Source organism: Dyella sp. ASV21, from assembly GCF_016428975.1.
Lineage (GTDB): Bacteria > Pseudomonadota > Gammaproteobacteria > Xanthomonadales > Rhodanobacteraceae > Dyella.
Genome location: NZ_JAELTT010000001.1, coordinates 116,269 through 141,055, shown reverse-complemented (window position 1 = coordinate 141,055; position 24,787 = coordinate 116,269). Strand labels below are relative to the sequence as shown.

Genomic DNA, 24,787 nt, shown 5'->3' with positions numbered 1-24,787 from the left:
GGTTGGCCCGATCCGCTGCGCCCAGGCGAGCCTACGCGGGCGACTGGCCGGGGTGACGCGCCTGCCATGCCGCGAGTTCTTCGCGGTAGCGGCCCATGGCCTCATCGTAAAGATCAAAGATGCAGGGCACGCAGCCCTGCCCGCAGCAATCCTCGTCGTCGGGACGCTGCGGGCGAACCGGTGGTGGATCGTTGGAGGGCGCCTGTGCGCCCTCCGTGGTCGGCGCTTGCGACAACACAGTCAAACGATTATCCAGGCTTGCGGAAACGATAGACGAACTGGTCGGTGTGACCACGGATGGATTTGTCGAACACCTTGATGGTGTGTGGATCGGCGGGGTTGCGCAGCACACTGCTCTCGCCATCGAACACAAAGCCCACCGACTCCACCTGCTTGCGCACGATGGCCGGATCGATGCGATGCAACGTGTCGGTATCGCGCATGCCCGAGCCCGCCTCGGCCACGTGATCGACGATCACGAACAAGCCCCCGGGCTTGAGCGAATCGAACACCTGCTTGTCGAAGGTGACCGGGTCCACGTTACCCATGAACTTGTCCGGGTAGTCGTGGTAGTTCTGCGAGGTGAACACCACGTCCACCTTCTCCGGCGTCTTGAACTCCTTGGCAGGCACCATCAGCACGCCGACGTTGGCGTAGTGAGGGTTGGCCACCAGGGCCTTGGACGCCTGTACGTCGGACTTGGCCTCCATGCCGTATTCGTTGGGCCACACCGCGTAGACGCGACCCTTGGGTCCCACGACGCCGCTGAAGACCTTGGTGAAGTAACCGCTGCCTGGAATCAGGTCTACCACCGCCTGGCCCGGCTTCACCTCGGCGAAGGTCATCAGGTCGGCGATCTTGCGGCGTTGGTCGTTGACGGCATCGTCCTTGCGCGCCGCATCGTTCACGGCGGCGGTGACATAGGCGGGGGTGCCCGACGACGCCGGCGCATCAGCCAGCGCAGCGGTAACAGGGAAAGCCAGGGCTACCAGCACTGCGAGAGCGGTCGGACGCATATACGTACTCCGTGACAGGTGTAGGGACGCCATTCTGCGCCCACTCAGGGTAAACCGCAGCATGCATTTGGGCACATCAACAGAACGTTCACTGGGTCACAGGGGGACCGGCCAGCGTGGTGAGCAGTACATGCCAGTAGGCCAGGTCGTCGTAGAACGATTTGACCGGAATGCGCTCGTTGAGGCCATGGGCAAACGCGTCGCTGTTCTTCATGAACAAGCCGCCGACGCCGTACGTGGGAATGCCTACCGCGCGGAAATAGATGCCATCGGTGGCACCCGACTCCTGCACCGGCGTCACCGCCACGCCCGGGCGAATGCTATGCACGGCCTTGGTCACGGCGGCCACCACATCCGGACGCAGCGGCGAGGCTTCGCTGGTGATCGCCTTGCCGACCAGGGTCACTTCCACCTTGGGGCCGACCTGGTCCTGCAAGGTCTGGCGCACGCTATCGATCGCCACGCCAGGAAACACGCGGCAATTGATGGTGGCGGTCGCGGACTGCGGCAATGCGTTGTCGGCATGGCCGCCGCGCAACAGGGTCGCTACGCAGGTGGTGCGCGTCTTACCCACTTCCGATGGTTCATCCGCGAGCACCGCGGCAGCGGCTGCGTCATGCGGATTGCTGGCGAAATCGCGCATGGCCTGCCCCACCTTGCCCTGGGTGGTGGCGCCCAGCGCCTTGAACGATGCGATGGTGGTGTCGTTCCACATGACCGGGAACTGATAGGCCTGCACTTTCTTCAGAGCGTCGGCCAGCTCGTAGATGGCATTGTCCTTGCGCGGCAGCGAGCTGTGACCGCCTGCATTGCGCGTGGTCAACTCAAAGCTGGCATAGGCCTTTTCGGCGGTCTGCAGCCCGTACACCAGCGGCTTGCCGTTCTCGCCCAACTCGCCGCCACCGGCGTCGGTATTGAGCGCGAACTCGGCGTCGACCAGGTCGCGATGGTTCTTGACCAGGTCGTCCATGGTGTCCTGCGTGGTTTCTTCATCGCCGGTGTAGACGATGATGAGATCACGCGTGGGCACGAAGCCTTCTTTCTTCAGGCGAATAAAGTTGGCCGCCAGCACGGTGACACCGCTTTTGATGTCCTCGGTGCCGCGTCCGTAGAAATACCCGTTCTCCTCGATCAGGGTGAACGGGTCGCGCTGCCAGTCTTCCGGCTTGGCGGTGACGACATCCATGTGCGCCATCAGCGCGATGGGCTTGCCGCCGCTGCCATTGCCGCGATAGCGCACCACCATGGCAGCGGTTTCGCCATGCGGGATGATATGAATGTCCGAATCGGGGAAGCCGGCCGCGCGGAACTTGTCCGCCAGGTAGTTGGCCATCACGGGCACCTGTGCCTGCCCCACTTCGGTCTTGTACGCAATCAAGTGGCTGAAGATGTCCCGCGCGGTAGCCTGGTTGGCATCCAGTGCGGCCGCCTGCGCAGGCACGGCGATGGCCAAAGGCAGCAAGGTAGCGAGCAAGGTCTTCAGCATGGAGCGTCTCACCGGCGTCGAAAGGAGCGGTGAGTATGTACCGATCCGGGGCTGGCCGGGGAGGATCACGCACGCGCCCAGCGCGGCTCAGTCGTGGCCCCAGTCCCAGTGGCCCAGCGTCTGGTACTCGCCGCCACCCACCACGCTATGCAACAGGGAAAAGCCCTGCACCCGCCAGTGGATCGGGGCCGTCGGAGCCGACGGTGGCACCGCACCGCGGTGGTACGCGTAGGTGACGTGCGGGGTGAAACTGCGCGACAGATGGGCACCCACGCCAGCGAGCACGAGCGCTTGGCGCAGGCCCTGCCAAAACGCCTGCAAGGCGTCAGGCACCTGGCTGCAACGCAGCACGCAGGGCGGCTCGCGGCCATGGAAACCGGCGGTCTGGTCCAACACCAACTCAAACGGCTGCGCCCTTACCTTGCCCGCGGCGGCCATGGCGGCATGGACGATGTCCTGGCGCAGCATCGGGTAATCACCCAGGAAATGCAGCGTGAGGTGATAGCGCGAGGGACGGATCATGCGTGCCCGCAGCTGTTGCTCGCGCGCCGCGCCGTCGCCGGCAGCCTGGATCTGGCCGGCAACACCCGTATCCGGCAACAAGGCAAAGAACAGGCGATGGATCTGCGCGGGCGCGGCGCCGCCGAGCAGGTCTGCCTGCGGAGAGAAAAGATCGTGACTGCCGGGACACATGGATAGCGAAGGCGCTCGGAAAAAAGCCAAGAAGATGGGCATTGTAATGCCCTCGCCCGGTGCATCGGTGCGCCGGGGCTTGCCGCCACGTAGAGGAACAACGACGTATCCATCGACGATCCAGTTGCTACACCCCCCTCGCCGGTTCAAGACGTGCCTGCAGACGCAGGCATACGCATCGGCACGCTGTGCTGCACCTGCAGGGCGCCGAATAGCTCGCTGGCCGCATAGGTGACATAGACCAACCGTGTCATATCGAGCGCCATCGTTGGCGCCTCCAACGCACCGAGGCGTTGGCGCAGCACCGCCGCACTCACCCGTTGCCGATAAAGCCCCAACGTGATGTGCGGCACGTACGGGGACTGACGGATTTCCGCGCTCACCTGACCGAGCGATTGCCGCCATCGAGCGAGCCGCCGTTGCGGATCGCCCACGGGAATAAAGGCCGCGCTGGCGAAACTGTCCGGTGGCGCCAGCGGCAACTCGCAGGGAGCGGCCATGTCATGCTCCAGGCATGCGATCTGCCGAGCCAAGGCGTCGGGCGGGAAGTCATCGTGCTCCACGCGCGCCGGCTGCTGAAAGCCGCAGACGAATACCGTCAGGTGCGGCTGGCGCTGTGGGCAGGGGTGCAATAGATCGCGCAGGCGGTGCCGGCAGATGTCGATGTACGCCAACAGCGCCGGCTGTTCGATCAGTGCGACCCACGCGCCGTAACGCGCCCGCCCTTTGTGCCACTCGGGGTAATCGCGTACGTCGGCCACCTGCGTTTCAGCGGGGCCGGCCAGGGGATCGGAAAGCAACATGCCGCCGATGCTAACCGCACCGGCGCACTGGAGATGTGTGGAAAGTCATATCGCCCTTGGGTGCCGCAGGGACTAGAGTGCGCGAGCTGTCGTGCCATTGCTGGAATACTTCCCTCTGCCGGAGACCGCCATGCCCCGCACGCGCCACCCTGTTCTTGCCGCCACCGTGTGGGGCGGTCTTGTCGCGGGCACGCTCGATGTCGGTGCGGCCTCGCTGATCAGCGGCTACAACCCCGTCGTCATTCTCAAGTACATCGCCGGTGGCGTACTCGGCAAAGTCTCGTTGACCGGTGGCTGGAACGAGGCGGCGCTCGGCATGCTGCTGCAGTGGGGCATGTCCATCGTGATCGCCGCCATCTATGTGCTGCTTACCCGCAAGCGCATCGCCCGCTCGCCGCAATGGCCGTGGTGGGGCATCGGCTACGGCGTGGTGATCTTTGCGGTGATGAATTATCTGGTGGTGCCGTTCTCGGCCTTGCACGCCCCGCCCCATTTCAGCACCTTCAGCTTCGTTGCCAACCTGGCGGCGATGTTGCTGTTCGGCTGGATCGTGGCGCTGTTCGCCAACACCAAGTTGCGCGCTGCCACCTATTGAGGTCGCATCGAGGTCATCGATGCGCGACACTGCGCGGGTGTACCCACCCGCCTTTGTGCTGCCCCGATGACGCCCGACTCCGCCTCCACCGCCGCTGACATCACCTGGTGGCTGTACCTGATCGAGTGCCAGGATGGTTCGTACTATGCAGGCATCACCAACGACGTCGAAGCGCGCTACCAGGCCCATGCGGCCGGCAAGGGCGCGCGCTACACACGCTCGCATCCACCCACGCGCCTACTCGGCACACGGCCATATGCCAATCGTTCGCAGGCATCGCGCGCCGAATGGGAAATCAAACGCCTGCCCAAGCAGCGCAAGCTCGCCTATCTCCAGGCGGGTGCTGACAGTGCGTTGCCGGCATGAACCGCCAGCCCGGGTGAGTTGAGGTCGCGCTGCGTCGACCATCAACCCACCCTCACCGTGTCCCTTTACCGGCGGATCAGGAGGTCTTCTTGAGCATCGCCGTGAGTCGGTCGAGCTGGGCGCGGTAGCGATCCAGCACCTTGGCCGTCACCGTGGCGTACTGGCTGGCTTCATCCCAACGACGCGCCTCCAGCGCCTCGCGTACACCCGGCACGGTCTTTACTTCGTAGCCGGTAAGCAGGCCCGGCGCGTAGATCATGTGCTTGAACCAGGGGCGCCCCGGCAAACCGGCCTGATCGGACAAAGCCTGCTCCATCTGCGCCATCAACGCATTCAGTTCGCGCAGCTGCGCGGCGGGCAGGTCGAAGCCGGTGGCGGCTCGCGCGTTGTACGCGGCCTCGTAGGCCTGTGCGCTTTGCTTGAGTTGTTTGGCTGCCTGATCGAGCGGGTCCAGTTGCACGGCACCGACATCCGAATCGCGCGCAGGCGGCTGTACCGGCCGCGCCGGATCGACCACCAGCGCATAAGCGCCGCTATCGAGCAGCTTGTGCTGCTTGTCGGTGTCCTTGCGCGTGTCCTCGATCAGCTTGTGCAACTGGGCCACGTAACGGTCCAGCGTGTCGCTGAAGTCGCCAAAGCGCAACGGCACCACGCTGGCGTCGGCGGTACGCAGCATGATGTGGCCAGCCACCTTGGACAGCGCCACCCCGTACTGGAAGGTGGGGTCGCCAAAGCGTACGTAGTGATCGAACGAGTCGTAGGCCGAGTGGTACACGCCGTCGCTGTCGTTCTCGCCCCCAAAGCCCAGATCCAGCGAAGCGACGCCCAGGTGCTCAAGGAACGCGCTGAAATCCGAGCCCGAGCCCAGCGCCCCGATCGGCACGTCACCGCCCTTCTCCGCCACGGCGGCGTCTTCCTTGGTCGACGGGCGCGCATCCTTGCCGTTGCCATCGACCAGCAAGCGCGCACGCATGCGATCGAGCACGCTGGCCTTGGTTTCCGGATCGGCGACGCCAGCCGCCACCTCGTTCACCAGATGCTGCAGCGAGTGGCTGCCACCGGCATTGAGGAAACCATGGCCGTTGGTATCGGAGTTGAGATAGAGCACGGCTTTCTGCTGCAACTCCTTGGCATGCGTTTCGGCCCATTCCGTGGAGCCGAGCAGTCCCGGTTCTTCGCCATCCCAGCTGGCGTAGACCAGCGTGCGCTTGGGGCGCCAGCCCTGCTTGTACAGCGTGCCGATGGCCTTGGCCTCGGCCAGCAACGCCACGTTGCCCGAGAGGGGGTCCCACGCACCGAACACCCAGCCATCGTGGTGGTTGCCGCGCACCACCCACTGGTCTGGCTCGGTGGAACCCTTGAGCGTGGCGATCACGTCGTACACGGGCTTCTGGCCCCAGTTGGATAGCACCGTGAGATGCACCGGCGCATTGCTCGGCCCCACGTGATACGTGAGCGGCAGCGCACCACGCCAACCGGCTGGCGCCACATCGCCGGTGAGCGATTGCAGCAACGGCGTGGCATCGGCGTAGGAAATGGGCAGCACCGGAATCTTCAGGATGGTCTTGGCGTCCTTCAGTGCCAGACGCTTGGCGTCCGGCGTGGAACCGATGCCCGGGGTGAGCGGGTCACCCGGGTATTGCTGCATATCGGCTACCGAACCGCGCTGCACACCGTCAGCGGGGCGCCAGCCACCGTCCGGATAGGTGTCGCCCGCCCCATAGCCATCGTTACGCGGATCGGAATAGATCAGGCACCCCACGGCGCCGTGCTCCTGCGCCAGCTTGGGCTTGAGGCCGCGCCAGCCGCCACCGTAGCGGGTGATGACGATCTTGCCGCGCACATCGATGCCGCGCCGCGCCAGCTCTTTGTAGTCGTCCGGCATGCCGTAGTTCACGTACACCAGGGGCGCGGTGACGTCGCCATCGCCGCCGTAGACGTTGTATGGCGGCAGCACATCCTTCTCGATGCCGGACGTGGCGTCGCCCTGCACCGCCGGCTCATGCAGCTTGGCCGTATAGGGGTGCGGCCCCTGCAGCTCCAGCGCCACTTTCTTGGGCGTGGGGTACAGCACGTCGAAGGTTTCGATATGGGCATCCCAGCCCCACTCCCGGAACTTGGCCAGCATGAACTCCGCATTGGCCTTGTCGTGCGGTGAGCCCACCTGGTTGGGTTCGGCCGACATCAGCTTGAGCCATTCGCGCTGTTCAGCGGGGTCGAGCAAGGCATCGAAACGCTGCTCCAGGCTCTGCTGGTCACTGGTGCCTTGCGCGGTGAAGCCGAGCATCGGGCTGCCCTGGCCGTGATCGTTCGCGGCCAGGGCACTGCCCATGGTCGCCAGCAGGCAGGCCGCCAACAGCGGTCGGGTCTTCAATCGGGTCATGCCGTCGCTCTCCCCAGGAATGGTCATGCAATGGATGGGCGGGCATCACAGCCCTCGGTGCCGCCCATGGCGGCGAATCCCTGACACGGCAGTTATAGCAAGCGGCGTCGGGGCCGCGTCTAGGACAAAGGTCATGCCCTCCACCCCGGCCACGGCGAGCACTGAAGTTTGCGGCGACCCCGCCGATAAGCCTCACAGGCCCCGCCGACGGTGCATCGGCGGATCCGACGAACTCACATCACGCAGGACGGACATGCTGTATTCGTCGCCAAATCTCACTTACCTCAAGGCCGCCTGGGCCGCCTTCGCCAGCATCAGCGGCGCCAATGCCAAGCAAAGCTACGAAGAGGCCGGCCTGAGCTTCTCGCGTATCAACCACTCCGTGCTGGTGCGTAAGAACGATCTGCAGGTCTCCACCATGCCCCTGCGCTATACGCGCCAGGACCTGCGCATAGGCTTCCTGGGCCGTATCGAGAACGAGGTGCGCAAGCTGGTGGCGCAGATCGAGCCGATCCTGCTGCGGGCGCTGCAGATACCCGAAGGCCACCACCTGGTGATCGAGCTGGAGGAATGCCTGCGCTTGCTGCGCCGCAAAGGCCATCGCTCGCTCAGCATCCTGATTCAACCTGACAGCGATGCGGAGCTGGATGCCATCGTGCAGGTGGAAATGCGCGTGTTCCTGGATTCGCCGCGCGCCTGCCTGTTCATCTGCCTGGCGGACGCCACGTCGCACCACCAGTTCGACCTGCTGGCTGCCGCGCCCAAGCGCGCGCGTGTGCCGCGCGCCGACGACTACGTCTCGCTGGCCGAGCAGATGGCCGCCACCGTCAACGCGGCGCTTGAGCTCTCCTACACCGCCCAGCTGGCGGCCTGAACACCGACCCCGGCACTGGCGCCGGGATCGATGTCGATTTCCCATAGCCGTGTTCGTCGTTCTGGCAAGGCCGCGCCTGGCGGCCTGTCGAGCACAACACTGCCGGAGGTTATCGCCATGCCGTCTGCCCAGCCCCTGATTCCCGCTGCTGAACTCGCGCGCCGCAATGGCCTGCGCTTTGCAGGGGAGAGCGACGACTATCGCCGCGCCCGCGATGCATTGCTGGTCGAGGAAATCGAACTGCGCCGCCATATCGAACGCGTCGCCGAGCAACGGCGCGCGCTGCCGCCCGGGCCGCCGGTGCACGCGGACTATCGCTTCATGAGCGAGCACGGCCCCGTCGGCTTGGCCGAGCTGTTCGGCGACAAGACCAGCCTGGTCACCTACAGCTATATGTTCGGCCCGCAACGCGAGCGGCCCTGCCCTATGTGCACGTCGCTGCTGAGCGCCTGGGAGGGTGAAGCCCGCGATATCGAACAGCGCGTGGCATTGGCGGTGATCGCCCGCTCGCCCATCGAACGCCTGCTGGCCTTCAAGCGCGAGCGCGGCTGGCGTCACCTAAAGCTGTATTCGGACCTCGACGGCACCTTCAGCCGCGATTTCCACGCCATCGGCGATGACGGCGGCGACGAACCCGCCTTCAACGTGTTCACGCGCCGCGATGGCGTCATTCGCCTGTTCTGGGCGGGCGAGATGGGTGGCGCCACCGCCGACCCCGGCCAGGACCCGCGTGGCGCGCCGGACCTGATGCCGCTGTGGACCGTGCTGGACTGCATTCCGGAAGGGCGTGGCACCGACTGGTACCCCAAGCTCGACTACCCCGCCTAAGGCGCAAGGGCTATGGGCCGCATTGCACGCAGCCCATAGCCTGACTCACTCGCCTCGGGGACTTCAGCCCGGTTGCTTCTGGCAATTGACCATCCAGGCCTTGCCATAACGATCCACCCGCATGCCAAAGCGGCGCGCCCAGAACGTTTCACCGATGGGCATCTGCGCCGTGCCCCCTTCGGACACGGCCTGGAACACGCGCTCGGCTTCGACCGGCGAGGTTATATCGATATTCACCACACCGCCCTTGGTATCGGACTGCGGCGGACCATCCGCGCCCATCACGATGCCGTGCTCCGCTTCCCGCTGCCAGTGCAGCACGCGGCCGAGCGCGGCTGGCGGCATGTCCTTGGCCATGGGCGAATCGGCAGGCGCTTGAGCAACACAGCGCATCACGTTACGCCAAATCGACACGCGGCAAACCCATTGGGCGTAGGCTTGGGAAATCGCCGTCAGGAGGCTTGAACCATGTTCCGCCGCATCGGCTTCACACTGTGCTTGCTCCCGTCACTGTGGCTGTTTGCCACGCTCGCCCAGGCCGCCACCCCGCCCGCTCCCGAGCTAACCCTGCAACAGGCCGTCGCGGGCAGTTGGCGCTCCGACGCCAACAAAGCGCGTGATACCTACCGCCATCCTATCGAAACCTTGCAGTTCTTCGGCATCCAACCCGGCATGACGGTGATCGAGCTATCACCGGGCGGCGGTTGGTACACCGAAATCCTCGCGCCCTACCTCGCCGCCCACGGCCAGCTGATCGAAGCGGCGCCGCCCAAGGCGGAGAAATTCAACGCGAAACTGAAGGCGAATCCCGACGTGTTCGGCCATATCGCCAAGATCATTCCATTCGCACCACCGGACGCCGTGCAGCTCGGACCGGCGCATTCCGCCGACATGGTGCTGACCTTTCGCAACACGCACGACTGGTTGATCCATAGCCCCGACACACTGGACGCCGTATTCAAAGCGGCGTTCGACGTGCTCAAGCCGGGCGGCATCCTGGGTATCGAGGAACATCGAGCCAAGCCCTTCGGTGATCCGCGCGTTACGGCCGGCGCACTGCATCGCATCTCCGAGGACTACATGATCGCCACCGCCATGAAGGCAGGCTTCCAGTTGGCCGGCGTGTCGCAGATCAATGCCAACCCCAACGATCCGGAAGACATCAACGTGCATCGCCTGCCGCCCGACCTCGCCGGCCCCGACGATGAGCACGCCAAGATGAAGGCGATCGGCGAATCGGATCGCATGACGCTGAAGTTCGTGAAACCGTAGCGCGTCGCGCTTATGGCCAGCGCACGCAGAACAACGGGCGCGACATGAAAATGCTTGCCTTTGTGATCTGCCTCATCGCCCTGGTCGTCGGCCTGATCGGTCTGGTCGCGCCGACCGTGCTGGTGACGCTGGCTCAGGTCAGCATCGCGCCCTCGGCCTTCCTCGCCGCAGGCCTGGTGCGCCTGCTGTTCGGCGCACTTTTGATCGCGGTGGCGACGGCCACCCGCATGCCGCGACTGGTGCGCATCGCTGGCTGCGTCGTGGTGGTGATGGGTACCGTAACGGTGCTGATGTGGGCGTTCGCGATGGCGCAGGCCAACGCCATGGTCGAGCAATGGACCATGGCGGGCGATGGCGTCATCCGCCTGAGCGGCGTTGTTCTGGTGGTGCTTGCCGCCCTGCTCGCCTATGCACTGGCGCCCGGCACTCGCCGGGCCAAAGCCTAGGAATACGCTGAATCATTTCGCCAGGCACTGGCGCGAGTGGTCAGCTCGCGGCATGCCCCAGATGTTGGAACGGCACGTTACGATGACGCAGCAGCGCCTCGAAATCGCGTGCCACAGCCGCGTTGCCGAAATGCTCGGTGACGTAACTGCGTGCCGCGGCACCCAACTCGCGACAGCGCTGCTCATCGCACAGGTCCAGTATGCGATCACGCCATGCGCTGACATTGCCGGGTTCGATCAGGTAACCCGTGACCTGGTCTTGCATGGTTTCCGGAATACCGCCGATGTCGCTGCCGAGCACCGGCACCCCGCTCGCCTGCGCCTCGATGGCAACGCGGCCGAAGGTTTCGGGTTTGATCGAAGGAAATGCCAGGAACGAGAACGCGCCGTAGTAGCGCTCCGTGTCGTTCACCCAACCGGTGAAGTGGTGACGGCCGGACAAGCCCTGCTCCGCCGCCATCTGCTGGAGTCGCCCCTCGTCCACGCCCGCGCCCACCCACAACGCATGCAAGCGCGGCTGCACGGCCATCGCTTCGTTGGCTGCCTTCATCAGATGCACCACGCCCTTGCCGGCATGCACGCGACCGGCGAAGCCCATCACGATGGCGTCCTCGGGAATGCCGAACTCCGCCCGCACCTGCGCGCGCCGCACCGGGTCGGGCTTGAACACATCCACATCCACCGGGTTATAGGAAATGCTCACCAGCTCGGGCGGGATACCCCATTGGAGATAAGCATTGCGCGCGTACTCGGACACGGCGATGAAACGCTGCGCCATGCGCGGCACGCCATACTCGGAAAACTTGCTCATGCGCGGCGTGCGGTGACGGAACAGCGCCACCTTGGTATTCGTCAACCGGCCGCAAAGAATCAGCGGCCAGTACTCCTTGCCGAAGTTGCCTACCAGCCAATCGGGCGAATGCCTGGCGATGTCCTTGAGCACCGCCGCATAGCCACGCAGGTCGAAGGCATTGCGGAACGTGCTGTATGTCAGTGGCACCCGCGCCGCCTCCAGCCCCTCGCCAATAAGGCCACGACGCGACACGATGCCGCGCACCTCATGCCCCGCCTGCGCCATGGCCTTGGCCAGTGTCACGAAATGGGTCGCCGCGCCGGTGTTCTCGGGATTGGTGCCGACAAAAAGCAGTTTCATGCGCGCTTGTCTTCGTAAGCGGTAAGGATGCGCGAGGCCACCTGCGGCAGCAGGTGATGGCGAGCTATCTGAATACGCGGCAAGCGCCACAGATCCACGTCCGCACCGCCGTCGGCGCGACCACGCTGCGTGGTGGTGGCGGCGGCATAGCCCGCGCGACGTGTCGCTTCCACGGCGCGATCGTCATGGTCCCCATAGGGGTAACAGAACTGCGTGACCGGCGCGCCGATCACATCTTCCAGTTCCGCCTTGCAGCCTTCGATCTCTTCGCGCTGCTGCTGATCGCTGCAACGGCTCAGGTGCACATGGGTGCGCGTGTGCGCACCCACCTCCATGCCGGCGGCGTGCCACGACCGCAGCTGTGCCGCCGTCATGATCGGCTTGCGGATACCCAGCTTCTGGTCATCCCAGGCGTTGTACTGACCGAGCAGGCTGCTGACCGCGTAACACGTGGCCGTGAAGTCATAGCGCTGCAATACCGATAATGCCGACTCCAGATTGTCGACATAGCCGTCGTCCAGCGTCACCACGGCCACTCGCCCTTCGCGTTCGCCACGCAGATAAGGCATGGCATCGGCCATGGATACGCCGCGATAGCCGAGCATGCTGAGCAAGCGCATCTGGCGACCGAAAGCGCCCGGCGACACATACAGGCTGCGATACACCGCAAGGTCGCGCGGAGCCTTGGCAATGTTGTGGTACATCAGGATGGGAATCTTCACGAGTGCCCTGGCAACGGGTTTCGAACGGCCCCCGGGGCCTCGGTCGCCACCGACCGAATCGGCCAGTAAGGCGCAGGTAATTTCGAGGCGCTTGGGGAATGCCGACAAAGTACCTTTTCAAGCTGACGGCAAACTTACAGCGGGCGGCCAAATGACCTCTTTTGGATCAATTTACCCGCCATTTATGCTGCATTTCGCCGATGATCGTCTCTGGAACCATCGAGAAATTACGATGACCTGATTCCGGCACCGGCCACGGAAACGTCCACACCATGGATGCAATCAGGAAACAGGCAAGACTGGCGGCTTGCTTTACGCGTTGGTCGCGGTCACCGCGCCCTATCCGGGTTCACGGCACCAGGATAGCCAGCCCTCGTTATGGGTGGCACTTTGGGCAGCACTGGAGGCCCCGCCAGGGCTAGCGCCGGGAGGCAAATACCTAACGAAGCACCCTGAGCCGCCACTTCCTTGCGAAGCGGCGGCTCAGGGCAAGCTTCACATGTTGCGACGGTATTCGCCGCCCACGTCGTACAAGGCGTGGCTGATCTGGCCAAGCGAGTTGTACTTCACCGCTTCCATCAACTGCTCGAACACGTTGCGGCGCTCGCGTGCGGTGTTCTGCAGCACCTTCAGGCTTTCCGGCGCCAGCCCGTTACGCGCCTGACCAAATGCCAGCACGTTATCGATCTGCTGGGCCTTCTCCGATTCGGTGGAGCGGATCAGCTCGATCTCGGTGGCGATCTCGCCGCCGTGATCCTTGGGCAAGAAGGTGTTCACGCCGATGAGCGGAAGGCTACCGTCGTGCTTCTTCTGCTCGTAGTACATCGACTCTTCCTGGATCTTGCCGCGCTGGTACATGGTGTCCATCGCGCCGAGCACGCCGCCGCGCTCGCTGATCGCCTCGAACTCCTTGTACACGGCCTCTTCCACGATGTCGGTCAGCGCGTCGACGACATGGCTGCCTTGCCAGGGATTTTCGTTGAAGTTGAGACCCAATTCCTTGTTGATGATCATCTGGATCGCCACCGCACGACGCACGCTCTCTTCGGTCGGCGTGGTGATGGCCTCGTCGTAGGCGTTGGTGTGCAGGCTATTGCAGTTGTCGAACAACGCGTACAGCGCCTGCAACGTGGTGCGAATGTCGTTGAACTGGATCTCCTGCGCGTGCAGCGAACGGCCGGAGGTCTGGATGTGGTACTTCATCATCTGGCTGCGCGCACTGGCGCCGTAGCGCTCGCGCATGGCGCGTGCCCAGATGCGACGGGCCACGCGGCCGATCACGGTGTATTCCGGGTCCATGCCGTTGGAGAAGAAGAACGACAGGTTGGGCGCGAAATCGTCGATATTCATGCCGCGCGCGAGGTAGTACTCCACGATGGTGAAGCCATTGCTCAGCGTAAACGCCAGCTGGCTGATCGGGTTCGCACCGGCCTCGGCGATGTGATAACCGGAGATCGACACCGAGTAGAAGTTGCGTACCTTGTGGTCGACGAAGTACTGCTGGATGTCGCCCATCATCCGCAGCGCGAACTCGGTGGAGAAGATGCAGGTGTTCTGCGCCTGGTCTTCCTTGAGGATGTCCGCCTGCACCGTGCCGCGAACGGTCTGCAAGGTCTCTTCCTTGATCCGCGCGTAGGTCTCGGCGTCCACCAGCTGATCGCCGGTAACGCCGAGCAGGCCCAGGCCGAGGCCTTCATTACCCTTGGGCAGCTCGCCGGAATACTGCGGGCGACCGTTGGGGAACAGCGCCTTGAGCTGCTTTTCGGCAGCGGCCCAGCGGGCGGGGTCTTCCTTGAGGTACTTCTCGATGTTCTGGTCGATCGCCGTGTTCATGAACATCGCGAGGATGATCGGCGCCGGCCCATTGATGGTCATGGATACCGAGCTGGAGGGAGCGCTCAGGTCGAAGCCCGAGTACAGCTTCTTCATGTCGTCCAGCGTGGCGATATTGACGCCGGAGTTGCCGATCTTGCCGTAGATGTCCGGGCGGGGCGCGGGATCTTCACCGTACAGCGTGACCGAGTCGAACGCGGTGGACAGGCGCGTGGCTGCACCACCCTGGCTGAGGTAATGGAAACGGCGGTTGGTGCGCTCGGGCGTACCCTCGCCCGCGAACATGCGGGTGGGGTCCTCACCGGTGCGGCGGTAGGGATACACGCCGCCGGTATACGGGTAGTGACCGGGCAGGTTCTCGCGCTTGAGGAAGCGCAGCAGATCGCCCCAATCCTTGGTCTTGGGCGGCGCCACCTTGGGTATCTTCTGATGGCTGAGCGATTCGCGGTAGTTCTCGACGCGAATCACCTTGTCGCGCACTTTGTACTCGTTGACCTCGTCGGTCACTGACTTGTAGCGCTTGGGCCAGTCGTGCAGCAGGTGGATCGCTTCGTGACTCAGCTCCTTGATGGCCGCGTTGTAACGCTGGCGCAGGGTGAGCAGGGTGCGATCGATGCCCTCTTCATGCAGCGCCTCCGATTCGTAGCGGGCCAGTTCACGCGGCAGCTGCGTATCGCCGAGGTCCTTGAGCGATTCGTAGTAATGCTGCGCCTTGCTGGCGAATTCGGCTTCCCGCTCGATATCCTGGTTGATGCCGCGGCCTTGCTCGGCGATCTCGGCCAGGTAACGCACGCGGCTGCCCGGAATGAGCACGGTGGCGCGCGGCTCCTTCAGGGTCGTGTCCAGGTCGGGCGTCCACTTTTCGGCCGGCAGGCTGAGCTTGTCGCGCAACAGGCGGCACAGGTTGGTGAACATCCAGGTTACGCCCGGATCGTTGAACTGGCTGGCAATGGTGGGATACACCGGCACCTGCTCGTCGGTGAGCGTGAATGCGGTGCGGTTGCGCTTCCACTGCTTGCGCACGTCGCGCAATGCGTCTTCCGCGCCGCGCTTGTCGAACTTGTTGAGCACCACCAGTTCAGCGAAATCGAGCATGTCGATCTTTTCGAGCTGGCTGGCTGCGCCGTAGTCGCTGGTCATCACGTAGGTGGGGAAATCCACCAGGTCGACGATCTCCGAGTCGCTCTGGCCGATACCCGCGGTTTCCACGATCACCAGGTCGTAAGGCTGCGCCTTGAGGAAATCGATGCAGTCGCGGAGCACGGCGCTGGTGGCGGCGTGCTGGCGGCGCGTGGCCATGGAGCGCATATACACGCGATGGCTGCGCAGGGAGTTCATGCGGATGCGATCGCCCAGCAACGCGCCGCCGCTGCGGCGACGGGTGGGGTCCACCGCCAGCACGGCAATGCGCATGTGCGGAAAGGCGTGCAAGAAGCGCAGCAGCAGCTCATCCACCACCGACGATTTGCCCGCGCCGCCGGTACCGGTGACACCGAGCACCGGCGTTTGCTTGCCGGCCATTTTCCACTGCTTGCGCAGATGCTCCAGCTCCGCTTCCGGCAGCTCGCCTTCTTCGATGGACGAGAGCACATGACCCACGGCGATCTCGTCGCCGATATCCACCAGCGGTTCGATGGCGCTGGCTTCCTGGGCCTTGGCACGCTTCACCGCCGCGGCGCGCGTGCGATGCATCACGTCCTCGATCATCTCGGTGAGGCCGAGCTTCATGCCGTCGTTGGGGTGATAGATGCGCTCGACGCCGTAGCCCTGGAGCTCGCGGATTTCCTCCGGCGTGATGGTGCCGCCGCCGCCGCCGAACACGCGGATGTGTTCGGCGCCATGCTGCTTGAGCATATCCACCATGTACTTGAAGTATTCGACGTGGCCCCCCTGGTAAGAGGACAGCGCGATGGCATCGGCGTCCTCTTGCAAGGCGGCACGCACCACATCTTCCACGGAGCGGTTGTGGCCGAGGTGAATCACCTCGGCGCCTTGCGCCTGGATGATGCGACGCATGATGTTGATCGCCGCGTCATGACCGTCGAACAGACTGGCGGCAGTGACGAAACGCAACGGACGGGTTTCCGCCTGGGCGGTGCTGGCGGGGACGTGCTGTGCGGGGGAACTCATGGGGACTCCGAAACTGCGGACGCGTCGAATTCCCGATTTTAGTGGATGGTTACGTTGGGAACATGTTGCGGCGCGGTGGCGGACATCGCCATGCGGGCAAGTACGTCCCTTTCGCCGACCGGCATATGCTTACCCGGCACGCCGAATCCACCTTCTCGCTTACGCGGGAACGAGCCGCCATGCGGGCTTTCAGCTGTCCCCAAACGGCAAATTCGGCGAGGACACCACGCGCTCACCCACGACTTCGCCACGCAGGAAGGCCACCGATGCGGCCACCACTTCCGGCGCATCGAGCACGCGATGGTGACCCAGGCCTTGGGTGGTAAGCAGGCGCCCGCCACGCCAGTGGCGCGCATAGCGCTCACCTTCCGCCCACGGTACATCGTGGTCGTCCATATCGTGCACGATCAGGCCCGGCTGGCCCAACGATGGCAGGTGACGGTGCACCTGAAGATCATGGATGTTGATCCCGGTCATCGCCTGCAAGCGTTCATGCAGGCGCTCACGCAGGTGATCGCCCAGGCGCACCAGGTGCGAAAAGCGCTGCGTCGCCGCTACCGGGTCCGCCGCCGGCGCGATCAGGATGAGTTTCTGCGCGTGCCAGGCCTCGCCCTGCGCCAGCACGGCCGCCGCACCGCCGAGCGAGTGCGCCACGGTGAGCGCCGCATCGCCATAGTGACGCCCAACCTCGCGTGCGGTGTCGACAAAATCGGGCAAGGTGCAGGTGCGCCCCTCGCTATGGCCATGACCGGGCTGGTCGAACGCCACCACGGCGTAGCCCAGTTCCCGCAAGGGCGCGACCCACGGCAGATAGCGCAGGCCAAAGCTCGACCAACCATGCACCAGCAAGGCATACGGCTGCCGCCCCGGGTCACCCCAGGTGTAGGTGGCGATGCGCCGGTCGCGAATGGTGAGCTCGCCACGCTGCATGTCCGCATCCGGCTGTGCGCGCTGCGCGCGGGTGCGGCTGCTGGCAAAGGGCGTTACGAACAGGCGCAGCGCGTGCTCCACCGCCCGCGCCGGCGCCAACCGGCTACCCAACGAGAAACCGGCACGCACCGCGCCGAGCTTGAACGCGCCAGGACCGTGATGCCGCTTGGCGACGGCCGGGGATGCAGGGCGAGTCATGGCACGGAACTCCCGCCCGCAACCGGGCTGTAACTGGCTAGCAGACGTTCAAAAGCCGCCAGCGTGTGCTGGCGCGCATCCTCAAATCCAAACAGGGCCGCGTCGTGATGCAGGCCCAGCATCAGGGCATAGATTTCGAAAGCGAGCTGGGCGGGCACGGTGTCCGCCCGCAGTTCATCGTTCTCCATGGCGTGGCCGATGGTGCGGCAGATTTCCTGGCGCCAACCGGCCTGCTGGCGGATCACGCAATCGCGCAGCACACCCTCGCGTCCGTCGTACTCGCTGGCCGCGGTGAGCAACACGCAGCCGCTCTGGTATTCCTTGCCCCACTCGACCCAGTTCATTACTACCGCACGCAGCCGGGCGATACCGCGCGGCAACGACAACACGGGCCACTTCACTTGGCGCAGAAAGCGTTGCTGGCCGGCCTCAAGCACCGCCAGTTGCAGATCCTCACGTGATCCGAAATGGGCGAACACGCCGCTCTTGGACATGCCCACGTCTTGCGCCAGCGAGCCGATGGATAGCCCCTCCAGGCCTTCGCGTCGCGCCAGCTCATAGGCGTGCTCAAGAATCAGCTCGCGGGTGGCGGCGCGCTTGGGGGTGCTGAGGGCTGGACTATTCATGAGCCACAAAATAGCACGACCGTTCGTTCTTTTGTCGAGAAGAAAATCTGAATGAAGGCCCGGCCGCAGCCATCACGAAACTGAACAAGCAGGGGTAAACGGGTCAACACCGCGCCGCATACCCCGTTCCCCGCCATAAGGCCGCACGGTGCGGCCATGCACAAGGAGAACGTCATGTTGAGCACTACCCGCAAACTCGCCCTGCTCGCCGTCTTGGGCATTGCCGGCGCGGGCGCGGTTTACGCTCCGACCGCCGCGGCCGGGGTATCGGTCGCGGTGGGTATCAATGTGGCCCCGCCCGCCCCGCAGTACGAAGCAGTGCCGCCGCCGCGCGAAGGTTTCGTGTGGGCACCGGGTTACTGGCGCTGGGAAGGCCAGCGTCATGTCTGGGTGCACGGCTATTGGGTCCCGGTTCGCCCGGGCTACGTCTACCACCCGGCGCGCTGGGAACAGCACCGCGATGGCTGGCACCTCCGTAACGGCTATTGGGCGCACTGAGCCGCCCGCCGAGGGGGCTTTAAGCCTTCCGGGCGAAATCGTAAGTAATTGCCATACAAGCAAAATAACTGCAACAAGAAAGGTTCGCCTCAGCAAGGCGCGTCATCGTCGTCTCACCAAATCACCATCCTTTCACAAAGGCACCTACTCCTATGTCGATCCGCTTTCGCCTGATTGCTCTTTCCGCCGTGACCATGCTGGCCAGTGGCTGCGTGGTGGAACAGCCCGCCCCGCGCCCCCGCCAGGTCGTGGTGGAACGCGAGCCTGTGGTGCAGCGTGAGTACGTTGAAGTCATCGCCCCGCAGCCGCCCCCGGTGGAAGTGGTGGAAGTGGAGCCGCCGCATCGTCCCGGCTACGTCTGGGCTCGCGGTTACTGGCACTGGAATGGTCATCAGTACGTCGCCATGCACGGCCATTGGGAAGCCGAGCGCCCGGGCTACCACTACGTGCACCCGCACTACGAACACCACAACGACGGCTGGCACCTCAACGTCGGCGTGTGGGTCGCCGGCTGATTCAAGCCTGCTTCGACAGACGGCCCCGTTCTCGCGAACGGGGCCGCTTTGTTTTCACTGACCGGCGATGCCCGGCAGCATATGCGGGCCGCGCGATGCCCCTGCGGTGATGGCACGGTAGTCGCGCGGCGTCATGCCCACCATGGCCTTGAACTGACGGGCGAAAGCACTTTGATCGGCAAACCCGCACGCCAATCCGATGGCCGCCACGCTCTCCTCACCGTGCAATCGACGCATGGCTTCCTCCATGCGCAACTTGGTCTGCCATTGCTGCGGGGTGAGCTGGAACACCTTGCGAAAATCCCGCTCCAGCTGCGCCACCGAGACATCGGCCAGTTCCGCCAGCGTGGCGACGCGCACGCTCTCCGCGTAATGCTCCTGCAGATAGGCCAGCACGCGGCGCAAGCGCAGGTACGTGGGATGCTTGCTGTCCGGCTTGCCCAGGTCGCGCGAGATGCCCACGATGCCCTTCACCTTGCCGCCTGCGCGTAGCGGACGCTTGCAGGTCAGGCACCAACCCGGCACGCGGTTGGGGAACATGTGCACTTCCAGCTGGTTCTCGATCACCTCGCCTTCCAGCACGCGACTGTCCTGACTGGCGTAGGAGCCGCCCAGGGCCGAGGGAAACAGTTCGGTCACGTTACGCCCGATCACCTCGCTGCGCTGCTTGAGCCCCAGCCGACGCAGCAAACTCTGATTGGCGTGGGTGTAACGGCCCCGGTGATCCTTCACGAAGAACACCACATCCGGCAACGCGTCGAACAAGGCCTCCAGTTCATCGGCCGAAATCTTCATTTCCACTGCGCCCCCTTGGCCGCCGTTCGCTGCTGCACCTGCAGCATAAGCGCGGTAGCGGCCTCTGCATTGTGCCGATTTCCGCATCCAACGGGAGCAGGCGTTTCTAGACGCTCCGGTCGCCGGACCGCGAGCATAGACCGCATGCACACCATCGACGTGATCGACTCCCATACCGGTGGCGAGCCCACCCGCACCGTGATCGCCGGCTTTCCTGACTTGGGCGGCGGCTCGCTGATGGATCAACGCGAACGCTTCCGTCGCGACTTCGATCGCTGGCGCAGCGCCATCGCCTGCGAGCCGCGTGGATCGAGCACGGTAGTGGGCGCACTGCTGCTGCCACCACAGACGGCCGATGCCTGCGCGGGCGTCATCTACTTCAACAATGTGTCCTACCTTGGCATGTGCGGCCACGGCACCATCGGCGTGGTGCGCACGCTGCAACACCTGGGTCGCATCGGCCCAGGCAGGCATCGCCTGGAAACGCCGGTGGGCGTGGTCGGAGCGCAGCTGCATGAAGACGGCCGCGTCACCATCGACAACGTGGAAAGCTATCGCCACGCCAGCGGTGTACGCGTCGATGTGCCGGGCCACGGCACAGTGACTGGCGATGTCGCCTGGGGCGGCAACTGGTTCTTCATCACCAAAGACAGCCCGCTGCCTTTGGAGATCCACCATCAACGCGAACTCACGGCATACACCGAAGCCATTCGACGGGCGCTCGTCGCACAGGGCATCACCGGTGCCGACGGTGGCGAGATCGATCACATCGAGGTCAACACGACGTCTCCGGTCGCCGGACTGGACGGCCGGAACTTCGTGTTGTGCCCCGGCCTGGCCTATGACCGCTCGCCCTGCGGTACCGGCACCAGCGCCAAGCTGGCCTGCCTGGCCGCCGACGGCAAGCTGGCGCCGGGCGAGCTGTGGCAACAGGAGAGCATCCTGGGCAGCGTGTTCGAGGGACGCTACCTGCCCGGCACACGCGGCGTGCTACCCCAGATCACCGGCACGGCGTATGTCGTGGCGCGCAGCACCTTGTTGTTCGACGAAGCCGATGCATTCACCTGGGGCAGCGGCGCCGAATGAGCGCTTGCGCCAACTACGACCTGATCGTGATCGGCGCCGGCATTGTCGGCGCCAGCTGCGCGGATGCGGCCAGCGCCGAAGGTCTGCGCGTGGCCATCATCGAACCGGGCCCGATCGGCGGCGGCGCCACGGCCGCGGCCATGGGTCATCTGGTGGCGATGGATGACGACCCGGCCGAACTCGCGCTGGCGCGCTATTCGCTGCGCCACTGGGAGGCGTTCGCCGAACTCGAGGAAGCCGAGTTCAGCCGCTGCGGCACGCTATGGGTCGCGCGCAACGAGCACGAATACCAGGCCGCGCGCACGCGGTCCGCACGCCTGGCCAGCGCAGGCATCCAAGCCCACCTCGTCGATGCCGCCACGCTCTACGAACTGGAACCCGCACTGCGACCGGACCTGGCCGGCGGCATGCTGGTGCCCGGCGAAGCGGTGGTGTATCCGCCGCGTGTCGCCCGGCACCTGGTGCAGCGCGCGCTGGCCCGCAGCGCCACGCTGTATGCCGGCCGACGCGTGGTGGCATTGCCAACAGGTGGCGTTCGCCTGGACAACGACACGTGCCTCAGCGGCCCGGTGTTGGTTGCCACCGGCTGCGCGCTGCCCGAGCTGCTCCCCATGCTGCCCATGCGCGCACGCAAGGGACACCTGGTCATCACCGATCGCTACCCCCACCTGGTGCATCACCAATTGCTCGAACTGGGCTACGCCGATAGCGCGCACGGCGATGCCGACAGCAGCGTCGCCTTCAATGTGCAGCCGCGTCCCACCGGACAAATCCTGATCGGCTCCTCGCGCGAATTCAGTGCTACCGACGCCGAGGTATCGCCCGCCATGGTGCAACGCATGTTGGAACGTGCTTTTGCGTTCATCCCCGCCTTGCGCGGCCTGCAGGCACTGCGCAGTTGGACCGGCTTTCGCCCGACCACGCCGGATGGCCGTCCCTATCTCGGTGCCGTGCCGGGCGCGCGCGATCAATGGGTCGCCGCCGGCCACGAAGGTCTTGGCGTCACCACGGCGCTGGGCAGCGCGCGCCTGCTGGTGGATCTGATCCTGGGACGCCAGCCCGCTATCGATCCCACGCCGTATGCGCCGTCCAGGGTGACGGCATGAGCCGCCTGCTCCGTCTCAGCGTCAACGGGCAATCGGTCGATGTACCGGCTGGCGCCAGCGTGGCCGCGGCGATCGCACAGGCCACGCTGCACTTTCGCCGCTCCGTGCGCGGCACGCCGCGCGCGCCCCTGTGCGGCATGGGTGTGTGTTTTGAATGCCGCGTGCGCGTGGATGGCGTGGCACACGTGCGGGCATGCATGACACCGGCTGTCGAAGGCATGCAGGTATATACCGATGGCTAAGCGTTTCGATGTGCTCGTCGTCGGCGCCGGCCCGACCGGCCTGGCCGCCGCACAGGCCGCGGCCAGCCACGGCGCCCAGGTAGGGCTGCTCGATGCGCAAGCGCGGCCCGGGGGACAAGTATGGCGACACGACGTGCGACACCAGGCACCGCGCGCCGCACGCGAAGCGTTTGCCACGCTCGATAACGTAACGTGGCTGGCGCAGCACAGCGTGGTCGCGAACGAGCCGCAGGGGCTGCGCGTGGAAACGCCCGGGGGCAGCGAGCTGCTCGGCTACAACGCCTTGATCCTTGCCACGGGTGCCCGCGAACGCTTGCTGCCGTTTCCCGGCTGGACCTTGCCTGGCGTGTGCGGAGCCGGTGGCGCGCAGGCGCTCACCAAACAAGGCTGGCCCGTCGCCGGCAAGCGCGTGGTCGTAGCAGGCTCGGGGCCCCTGTTGCTGGCCGCCGCCGCCACGCTGCGTGCGCACGGAGCGCGTGTGCTGGGCATCTATGAGCAGGCCTCTGCTGCCACGGTGCGTCGCTTCGCCTCGCAACTATTGCACTGGCCGGCACGCGCGGCCCAGGCGGCGGCCTTGCGCGCGCGTCTCGCGGGTGTGCCCTATCGCTGCGGCAGCGTGGTGCAGCGCGCGCATGGCGAGGCGCAACTGCAAGGGGTGGAGGTCGACGGCCCGCGCGGAACCCAGCGCATCGATTGCGATCTACTCGCCGTAGGCTACGGCCTGGTGCCCCAGGTCGAACTGGCCGCCTTGCTGGGCTGCGCCTTGCAGCAAACCGGCAAGCATCCACGGGTGCGGGTGGATGGATTGCTGCGGACCAGCGTGCCTGGAATCTTTGCGGCGGGCGAGATCACCGGCATCGGCGGCCTGGCCGTGGCGCGCATCGAAGGAACAATGGCCGGCCACGCCGCCGCCGGATTCGACCAGGAAGCACACGCCCTGCGCGCGCAACGCGACAAGGCACGAGGCTTCGCCGCGCTGCTGGACACACACTTCGCGCTCGACCCACGCATTCACCGACTTGCGGACGCGCGGACCATCGTGTGCCGTTGCGAAGACATTACCTTGGGTGAGCTGGACGGTTTCGGCGACGCTCGCGACGCCAAGCTCGCCACGCGCTGTGGCATGGGCGCCTGCCAGGGCCGCCTATGCGGCAGTGCACTGGCCGAATTAGGGCGCTTTCCACGTAGCGGCAGTCGCCCGCCGCTGTTTCCCGCCCGCCTGGCCACGCTGGCCGGGCACACCTCCCTTTCCCCTTCCGACGACGCTTACCGAGGTAGCTGAGCATGAGCAACACCACCCTCTGGCGCGGTGTGATCCCCGCCATCACCACTCCCTTCACCGTGGACGGCCAGGTCGATCACGCCTTTCTCGCCCAGCATGCGCGCACGCTGATCGACAGCGGCTGCACCGGCATCGTGCCGCTCGGCTCGCTGGGGGAAGCGGCCACGCTGAGCTTCGAGGAGAAGCTGGCGATCATGCGCACCCTGGTTACCGCGCTGGCCGGTCGTGCGCCCGTTATCCCGGGCATCGCCGCGCTCTCCACCGACGAAGCCGTGCGGCTCGCGCGTGAAGCCAAGGCGCTGGGCGCCGCCGGCCTGATGGTGCTGCCTCCCTACGTCTACTCCACCGATTGGCACGAGATGGGCGCACACCTGCGCGCGGTCATTGCCGCCACCGATCTGCCGTGCATGCTCTACAACAACCCCGTTGCCTATAAGACCGATTTCTCGCCCGAGCAGATCGCCGAACTCGCCGCGGAATTCCCCAACGTGCAGGCGGTAAAGGAATCCTCCGGCGACGTGCGCCGCTTTGCCGCGCTGCGAACGCTGCTGGGCCATCGCCTGGAGCTGCTGGTGGGTATGGACGATGCCATCGTGGAGGGCGTGGCGATGGGCGCGCGCGGCTGGATCGCTGGCCTGGTCAATGCCTACCCCAAGGAATCGGTCAAACTGTTCGAACTCGCCCGCGATGGCGGTGCCGACGCGGCCGCCGAGCTGTATGGCTGGTTCCTGCCGCTGCTGCGCCTGGATACCGTGCCCAAGTTCGTGCAGCTCATCAAGCTGGTGCAGGAAAAGGTCGGCATGGGCAGCGAACGCGTACGCGCACCGCGCCTGCCCATCACGGGTGCCGAGCGCGAGACGGCGTTGCGCGTGATCGATCACGCCATTGCCCACACACCGGTACTCTAAG

Annotated in this window: 26 protein-coding genes; 13 read left to right on the top strand and 13 right to left on the bottom strand. The window is 65.2% G+C overall.

Going from position 1 to position 24,787, the window contains the following annotated elements; all coding sequences use genetic code 11:
- Positions 1-31: 31 nt before the first annotated feature.
- The 5 genes from JHD67_RS22220 to JHD67_RS00675 all read right to left on the bottom strand — a co-directional run bounded on the left by JHD67_RS22220 (position 32) and on the right by JHD67_RS00675 (position 3,998).
- The gene (locus JHD67_RS22220) at positions 32-244 is read right to left on the bottom strand and encodes an oxidoreductase-like domain-containing protein (protein WP_233171538.1); all 213 of its coding nucleotides are present in this window, start codon (positions 242-244) and stop codon (positions 32-34) included.
- Between the two features lie 4 nt (positions 245-248).
- Positions 249-1,016, bottom strand: coding sequence for a class I SAM-dependent methyltransferase (locus JHD67_RS00690; protein ID WP_199096316.1), 768 nt, complete (start codon positions 1,014-1,016; stop codon positions 249-251).
- 88 nt (positions 1,017-1,104) lie between these two features.
- Positions 1,105-2,502: a M20/M25/M40 family metallo-hydrolase gene (locus JHD67_RS00685; protein WP_199096314.1), complete on the bottom strand. Its 1,398-nt coding sequence runs from the start codon at positions 2,500-2,502 to the stop codon at positions 1,105-1,107.
- Positions 2,503-2,589: 87 nt separating this feature from the next.
- Complete coding sequence (locus tag JHD67_RS00680; protein ID WP_199096312.1) at positions 2,590-3,195, bottom strand: 2'-5' RNA ligase family protein; 606 nt, start codon at positions 3,193-3,195, stop codon at positions 2,590-2,592.
- 146 nt (positions 3,196-3,341) lie between these two features.
- Entirely contained in the window at positions 3,342-3,998 is a 657-nt protein-coding gene (locus JHD67_RS00675) for a 2'-5' RNA ligase family protein (RefSeq protein ID WP_199096310.1), read from the bottom strand.
- A gap of 130 nt (positions 3,999-4,128) precedes the next feature.
- On the opposite strand from JHD67_RS00675, the gene JHD67_RS00670 reads away from it, so the two are divergent.
- Both JHD67_RS00670 and JHD67_RS00665 read left to right on the top strand, forming a co-directional pair.
- Positions 4,129-4,593, top strand: coding sequence for a hypothetical protein (locus tag JHD67_RS00670; protein WP_199096308.1), 465 nt, complete (start codon positions 4,129-4,131; stop codon positions 4,591-4,593).
- Between the two features lie 66 nt (positions 4,594-4,659).
- Positions 4,660-4,959: a GIY-YIG nuclease family protein gene (locus tag JHD67_RS00665; protein ID WP_199096306.1), complete on the top strand. Its 300-nt coding sequence runs from the start codon at positions 4,660-4,662 to the stop codon at positions 4,957-4,959.
- Positions 4,960-5,035: 76 nt separating this feature from the next.
- Here the strand turns inward: JHD67_RS00665 and JHD67_RS00660 are convergent, their stop codons facing one another.
- Positions 5,036-7,342, bottom strand: coding sequence for a transferrin receptor-like dimerization domain-containing protein (locus JHD67_RS00660; protein WP_199096304.1), 2,307 nt, complete (start codon positions 7,340-7,342; stop codon positions 5,036-5,038).
- Between the two features lie 253 nt (positions 7,343-7,595).
- Between JHD67_RS00660 and JHD67_RS00655 the strand changes: the two genes are divergently transcribed.
- Both JHD67_RS00655 and JHD67_RS00650 read left to right on the top strand, forming a co-directional pair.
- Positions 7,596-8,216: a hypothetical protein gene (locus JHD67_RS00655; protein ID WP_199096302.1), complete on the top strand. Its 621-nt coding sequence runs from the start codon at positions 7,596-7,598 to the stop codon at positions 8,214-8,216.
- A 30-nt stretch (positions 8,217-8,246) separates the two neighbouring features.
- Positions 8,247-9,044 (top strand): DUF899 family protein, encoded by a 798-nt coding sequence (locus JHD67_RS00650; protein ID WP_233171537.1) that lies wholly within the window; start codon positions 8,247-8,249, stop codon positions 9,042-9,044.
- Positions 9,045-9,107: 63 nt separating this feature from the next.
- On the opposite strand, the gene JHD67_RS00645 is transcribed toward JHD67_RS00650, so the two are convergent.
- Positions 9,108-9,458: a VOC family protein gene (locus JHD67_RS00645; RefSeq protein WP_199096301.1), complete on the bottom strand. Its 351-nt coding sequence runs from the start codon at positions 9,456-9,458 to the stop codon at positions 9,108-9,110.
- Positions 9,459-9,512: 54 nt separating this feature from the next.
- Between JHD67_RS00645 and JHD67_RS00640 the strand changes: the two genes are divergently transcribed.
- Together JHD67_RS00640 and JHD67_RS00635 are read left to right on the top strand one after the other, a co-directional pair.
- Positions 9,513-10,316, top strand: a complete 804-nt coding sequence (locus JHD67_RS00640; protein ID WP_199096299.1) for a class I SAM-dependent methyltransferase — start codon at positions 9,513-9,515, stop codon at positions 10,314-10,316.
- A 44-nt stretch (positions 10,317-10,360) separates the two neighbouring features.
- Positions 10,361-10,762 (top strand): hypothetical protein, encoded by a 402-nt coding sequence (locus JHD67_RS00635; RefSeq protein ID WP_199096297.1) that lies wholly within the window; start codon positions 10,361-10,363, stop codon positions 10,760-10,762.
- Positions 10,763-10,802: 40 nt separating this feature from the next.
- Here the strand turns inward: JHD67_RS00635 and JHD67_RS00630 are convergent, their stop codons facing one another.
- The 5 genes from JHD67_RS00630 to JHD67_RS00610 form a co-directional block, all read right to left on the bottom strand.
- Complete coding sequence (locus tag JHD67_RS00630; RefSeq protein WP_199096295.1) at positions 10,803-11,915, bottom strand: glycosyltransferase family 4 protein; 1,113 nt, start codon at positions 11,913-11,915, stop codon at positions 10,803-10,805.
- Entirely contained in the window at positions 11,912-12,619 is a 708-nt protein-coding gene (locus JHD67_RS00625; protein ID WP_199096385.1) for a polysaccharide deacetylase family protein, read from the bottom strand. The genes JHD67_RS00630 and JHD67_RS00625 overlap by 4 nt, the downstream gene beginning before the upstream one ends.
- A 513-nt stretch (positions 12,620-13,132) precedes the next feature.
- Positions 13,133-16,600: a methylmalonyl-CoA mutase family protein gene (locus tag JHD67_RS00620; protein ID WP_199096293.1), complete on the bottom strand. Its 3,468-nt coding sequence runs from the start codon at positions 16,598-16,600 to the stop codon at positions 13,133-13,135.
- 189 nt (positions 16,601-16,789) lie between these two features.
- Positions 16,790-17,728: an alpha/beta fold hydrolase gene (locus JHD67_RS00615; protein ID WP_199096291.1), complete on the bottom strand. Its 939-nt coding sequence runs from the start codon at positions 17,726-17,728 to the stop codon at positions 16,790-16,792.
- The gene (locus JHD67_RS00610; RefSeq protein WP_199096289.1) at positions 17,725-18,354 is read right to left on the bottom strand and encodes a TetR/AcrR family transcriptional regulator; all 630 of its coding nucleotides are present in this window, start codon (positions 18,352-18,354) and stop codon (positions 17,725-17,727) included. Before JHD67_RS00610 ends, JHD67_RS00615 begins: the two co-directional genes overlap by 4 nt.
- A gap of 174 nt (positions 18,355-18,528) precedes the next feature.
- Between JHD67_RS00610 and JHD67_RS00605 the strand changes: the two genes are divergently transcribed.
- Together JHD67_RS00605 and JHD67_RS00600 are read left to right on the top strand one after the other, a co-directional pair.
- Positions 18,529-18,852, top strand: coding sequence for a YXWGXW repeat-containing protein (locus JHD67_RS00605; RefSeq protein ID WP_199096287.1), 324 nt, complete (start codon positions 18,529-18,531; stop codon positions 18,850-18,852).
- 152 nt (positions 18,853-19,004) lie between these two features.
- Complete coding sequence (locus tag JHD67_RS00600; RefSeq protein WP_199096285.1) at positions 19,005-19,367, top strand: YXWGXW repeat-containing protein; 363 nt, start codon at positions 19,005-19,007, stop codon at positions 19,365-19,367.
- Between the two features lie 54 nt (positions 19,368-19,421).
- On the opposite strand, the gene JHD67_RS00595 is transcribed toward JHD67_RS00600, so the two are convergent.
- Positions 19,422-20,162: an AraC family transcriptional regulator gene (locus JHD67_RS00595; protein ID WP_199096383.1), complete on the bottom strand. Its 741-nt coding sequence runs from the start codon at positions 20,160-20,162 to the stop codon at positions 19,422-19,424.
- Positions 20,163-20,306: 144 nt separating this feature from the next.
- On the opposite strand from JHD67_RS00595, the gene JHD67_RS00590 reads away from it, so the two are divergent.
- From JHD67_RS00590 to JHD67_RS00570, 5 genes are read left to right on the top strand one after another with little or no spacing between them, the layout of a single operon-like run.
- Positions 20,307-21,248, top strand: coding sequence for a proline racemase family protein (locus tag JHD67_RS00590; RefSeq protein WP_199096283.1), 942 nt, complete (start codon positions 20,307-20,309; stop codon positions 21,246-21,248).
- Positions 21,245-22,354, top strand: coding sequence for an FAD-dependent oxidoreductase (locus JHD67_RS00585; protein ID WP_199096281.1), 1,110 nt, complete (start codon positions 21,245-21,247; stop codon positions 22,352-22,354). The genes JHD67_RS00590 and JHD67_RS00585 overlap by 4 nt, the downstream gene beginning before the upstream one ends.
- Positions 22,351-22,596: a 2Fe-2S iron-sulfur cluster-binding protein gene (locus tag JHD67_RS00580; protein ID WP_199096280.1), complete on the top strand. Its 246-nt coding sequence runs from the start codon at positions 22,351-22,353 to the stop codon at positions 22,594-22,596. Before JHD67_RS00585 ends, JHD67_RS00580 begins: the two co-directional genes overlap by 4 nt.
- Positions 22,589-23,878 (top strand): NAD(P)/FAD-dependent oxidoreductase, encoded by a 1,290-nt coding sequence (locus JHD67_RS00575; protein ID WP_199096278.1) that lies wholly within the window; start codon positions 22,589-22,591, stop codon positions 23,876-23,878. Before JHD67_RS00580 ends, JHD67_RS00575 begins: the two co-directional genes overlap by 8 nt.
- A 2-nt stretch (positions 23,879-23,880) precedes the next feature.
- Positions 23,881-24,786, top strand: coding sequence for a dihydrodipicolinate synthase family protein (locus JHD67_RS00570; protein ID WP_199096276.1), 906 nt, complete (start codon positions 23,881-23,883; stop codon positions 24,784-24,786).
- Position 24,787: the final 1 nt, after the last annotated feature.

What these genes read in the sequence shown, in the direction of transcription:
- JHD67_RS00650 (WP_233171537.1), top strand. Translation starts at nt 8,247, where the DNA reads ATGTCGATTTCCCATAGCCGTGTTCGTCGTTCTGGCAAGGCCGCGCCT.
- JHD67_RS00680 (WP_199096312.1), bottom strand. Translation starts at nt 3,195, where the DNA reads ATGTGTCCCGGCAGTCACGATCTTTTCTCTCCGCAGGCAGACCTGCTC.
- JHD67_RS00690 (WP_199096316.1), bottom strand. Translation starts at nt 1,016, where the DNA reads ATGCGTCCGACCGCTCTCGCAGTGCTGGTAGCCCTGGCTTTCCCTGTT.
- JHD67_RS00615 (WP_199096291.1), bottom strand. Translation starts at nt 17,728, where the DNA reads ATGACTCGCCCTGCATCCCCGGCCGTCGCCAAGCGGCATCACGGTCCT.
- JHD67_RS00635 (WP_199096297.1), top strand. Translation starts at nt 10,361, where the DNA reads ATGAAAATGCTTGCCTTTGTGATCTGCCTCATCGCCCTGGTCGTCGGC.
- JHD67_RS00675 (WP_199096310.1), bottom strand. Translation starts at nt 3,998, where the DNA reads ATGTTGCTTTCCGATCCCCTGGCCGGCCCCGCTGAAACGCAGGTGGCC.
- JHD67_RS00655 (WP_199096302.1), top strand. Translation starts at nt 7,596, where the DNA reads ATGCTGTATTCGTCGCCAAATCTCACTTACCTCAAGGCCGCCTGGGCC.
- JHD67_RS00630 (WP_199096295.1), bottom strand. Translation starts at nt 11,915, where the DNA reads ATGAAACTGCTTTTTGTCGGCACCAATCCCGAGAACACCGGCGCGGCG.
- JHD67_RS00685 (WP_199096314.1), bottom strand. Translation starts at nt 2,502, where the DNA reads ATGCTGAAGACCTTGCTCGCTACCTTGCTGCCTTTGGCCATCGCCGTG.
- JHD67_RS00625 (WP_199096385.1), bottom strand. Translation starts at nt 12,619, where the DNA reads ATGTACCACAACATTGCCAAGGCTCCGCGCGACCTTGCGGTGTATCGC.
- JHD67_RS00665 (WP_199096306.1), top strand. Translation starts at nt 4,660, where the DNA reads ATGACGCCCGACTCCGCCTCCACCGCCGCTGACATCACCTGGTGGCTG.
- JHD67_RS00605 (WP_199096287.1), top strand. Translation starts at nt 18,529, where the DNA reads ATGTTGAGCACTACCCGCAAACTCGCCCTGCTCGCCGTCTTGGGCATT.
- JHD67_RS00600 (WP_199096285.1), top strand. Translation starts at nt 19,005, where the DNA reads ATGTCGATCCGCTTTCGCCTGATTGCTCTTTCCGCCGTGACCATGCTG.
- JHD67_RS00610 (WP_199096289.1), bottom strand. Translation starts at nt 18,354, where the DNA reads ATGAATAGTCCAGCCCTCAGCACCCCCAAGCGCGCCGCCACCCGCGAG.
- JHD67_RS00660 (WP_199096304.1), bottom strand. Translation starts at nt 7,342, where the DNA reads ATGACCCGATTGAAGACCCGACCGCTGTTGGCGGCCTGCCTGCTGGCG.
- JHD67_RS00620 (WP_199096293.1), bottom strand. Translation starts at nt 16,600, where the DNA reads ATGAGTTCCCCCGCACAGCACGTCCCCGCCAGCACCGCCCAGGCGGAA.
- JHD67_RS00640 (WP_199096299.1), top strand. Translation starts at nt 9,513, where the DNA reads ATGTTCCGCCGCATCGGCTTCACACTGTGCTTGCTCCCGTCACTGTGG.
- JHD67_RS00580 (WP_199096280.1), top strand. Translation starts at nt 22,351, where the DNA reads ATGAGCCGCCTGCTCCGTCTCAGCGTCAACGGGCAATCGGTCGATGTA.
- JHD67_RS00570 (WP_199096276.1), top strand. Translation starts at nt 23,881, where the DNA reads ATGAGCAACACCACCCTCTGGCGCGGTGTGATCCCCGCCATCACCACT.
- JHD67_RS00590 (WP_199096283.1), top strand. Translation starts at nt 20,307, where the DNA reads ATGCACACCATCGACGTGATCGACTCCCATACCGGTGGCGAGCCCACC.
- JHD67_RS00575 (WP_199096278.1), top strand. Translation starts at nt 22,589, where the DNA reads ATGGCTAAGCGTTTCGATGTGCTCGTCGTCGGCGCCGGCCCGACCGGC.
- JHD67_RS00670 (WP_199096308.1), top strand. Translation starts at nt 4,129, where the DNA reads ATGCCCCGCACGCGCCACCCTGTTCTTGCCGCCACCGTGTGGGGCGGT.
- JHD67_RS00585 (WP_199096281.1), top strand. Translation starts at nt 21,245, where the DNA reads ATGAGCGCTTGCGCCAACTACGACCTGATCGTGATCGGCGCCGGCATT.
- JHD67_RS00595 (WP_199096383.1), bottom strand. Translation starts at nt 20,162, where the DNA reads ATGAAGATTTCGGCCGATGAACTGGAGGCCTTGTTCGACGCGTTGCCG.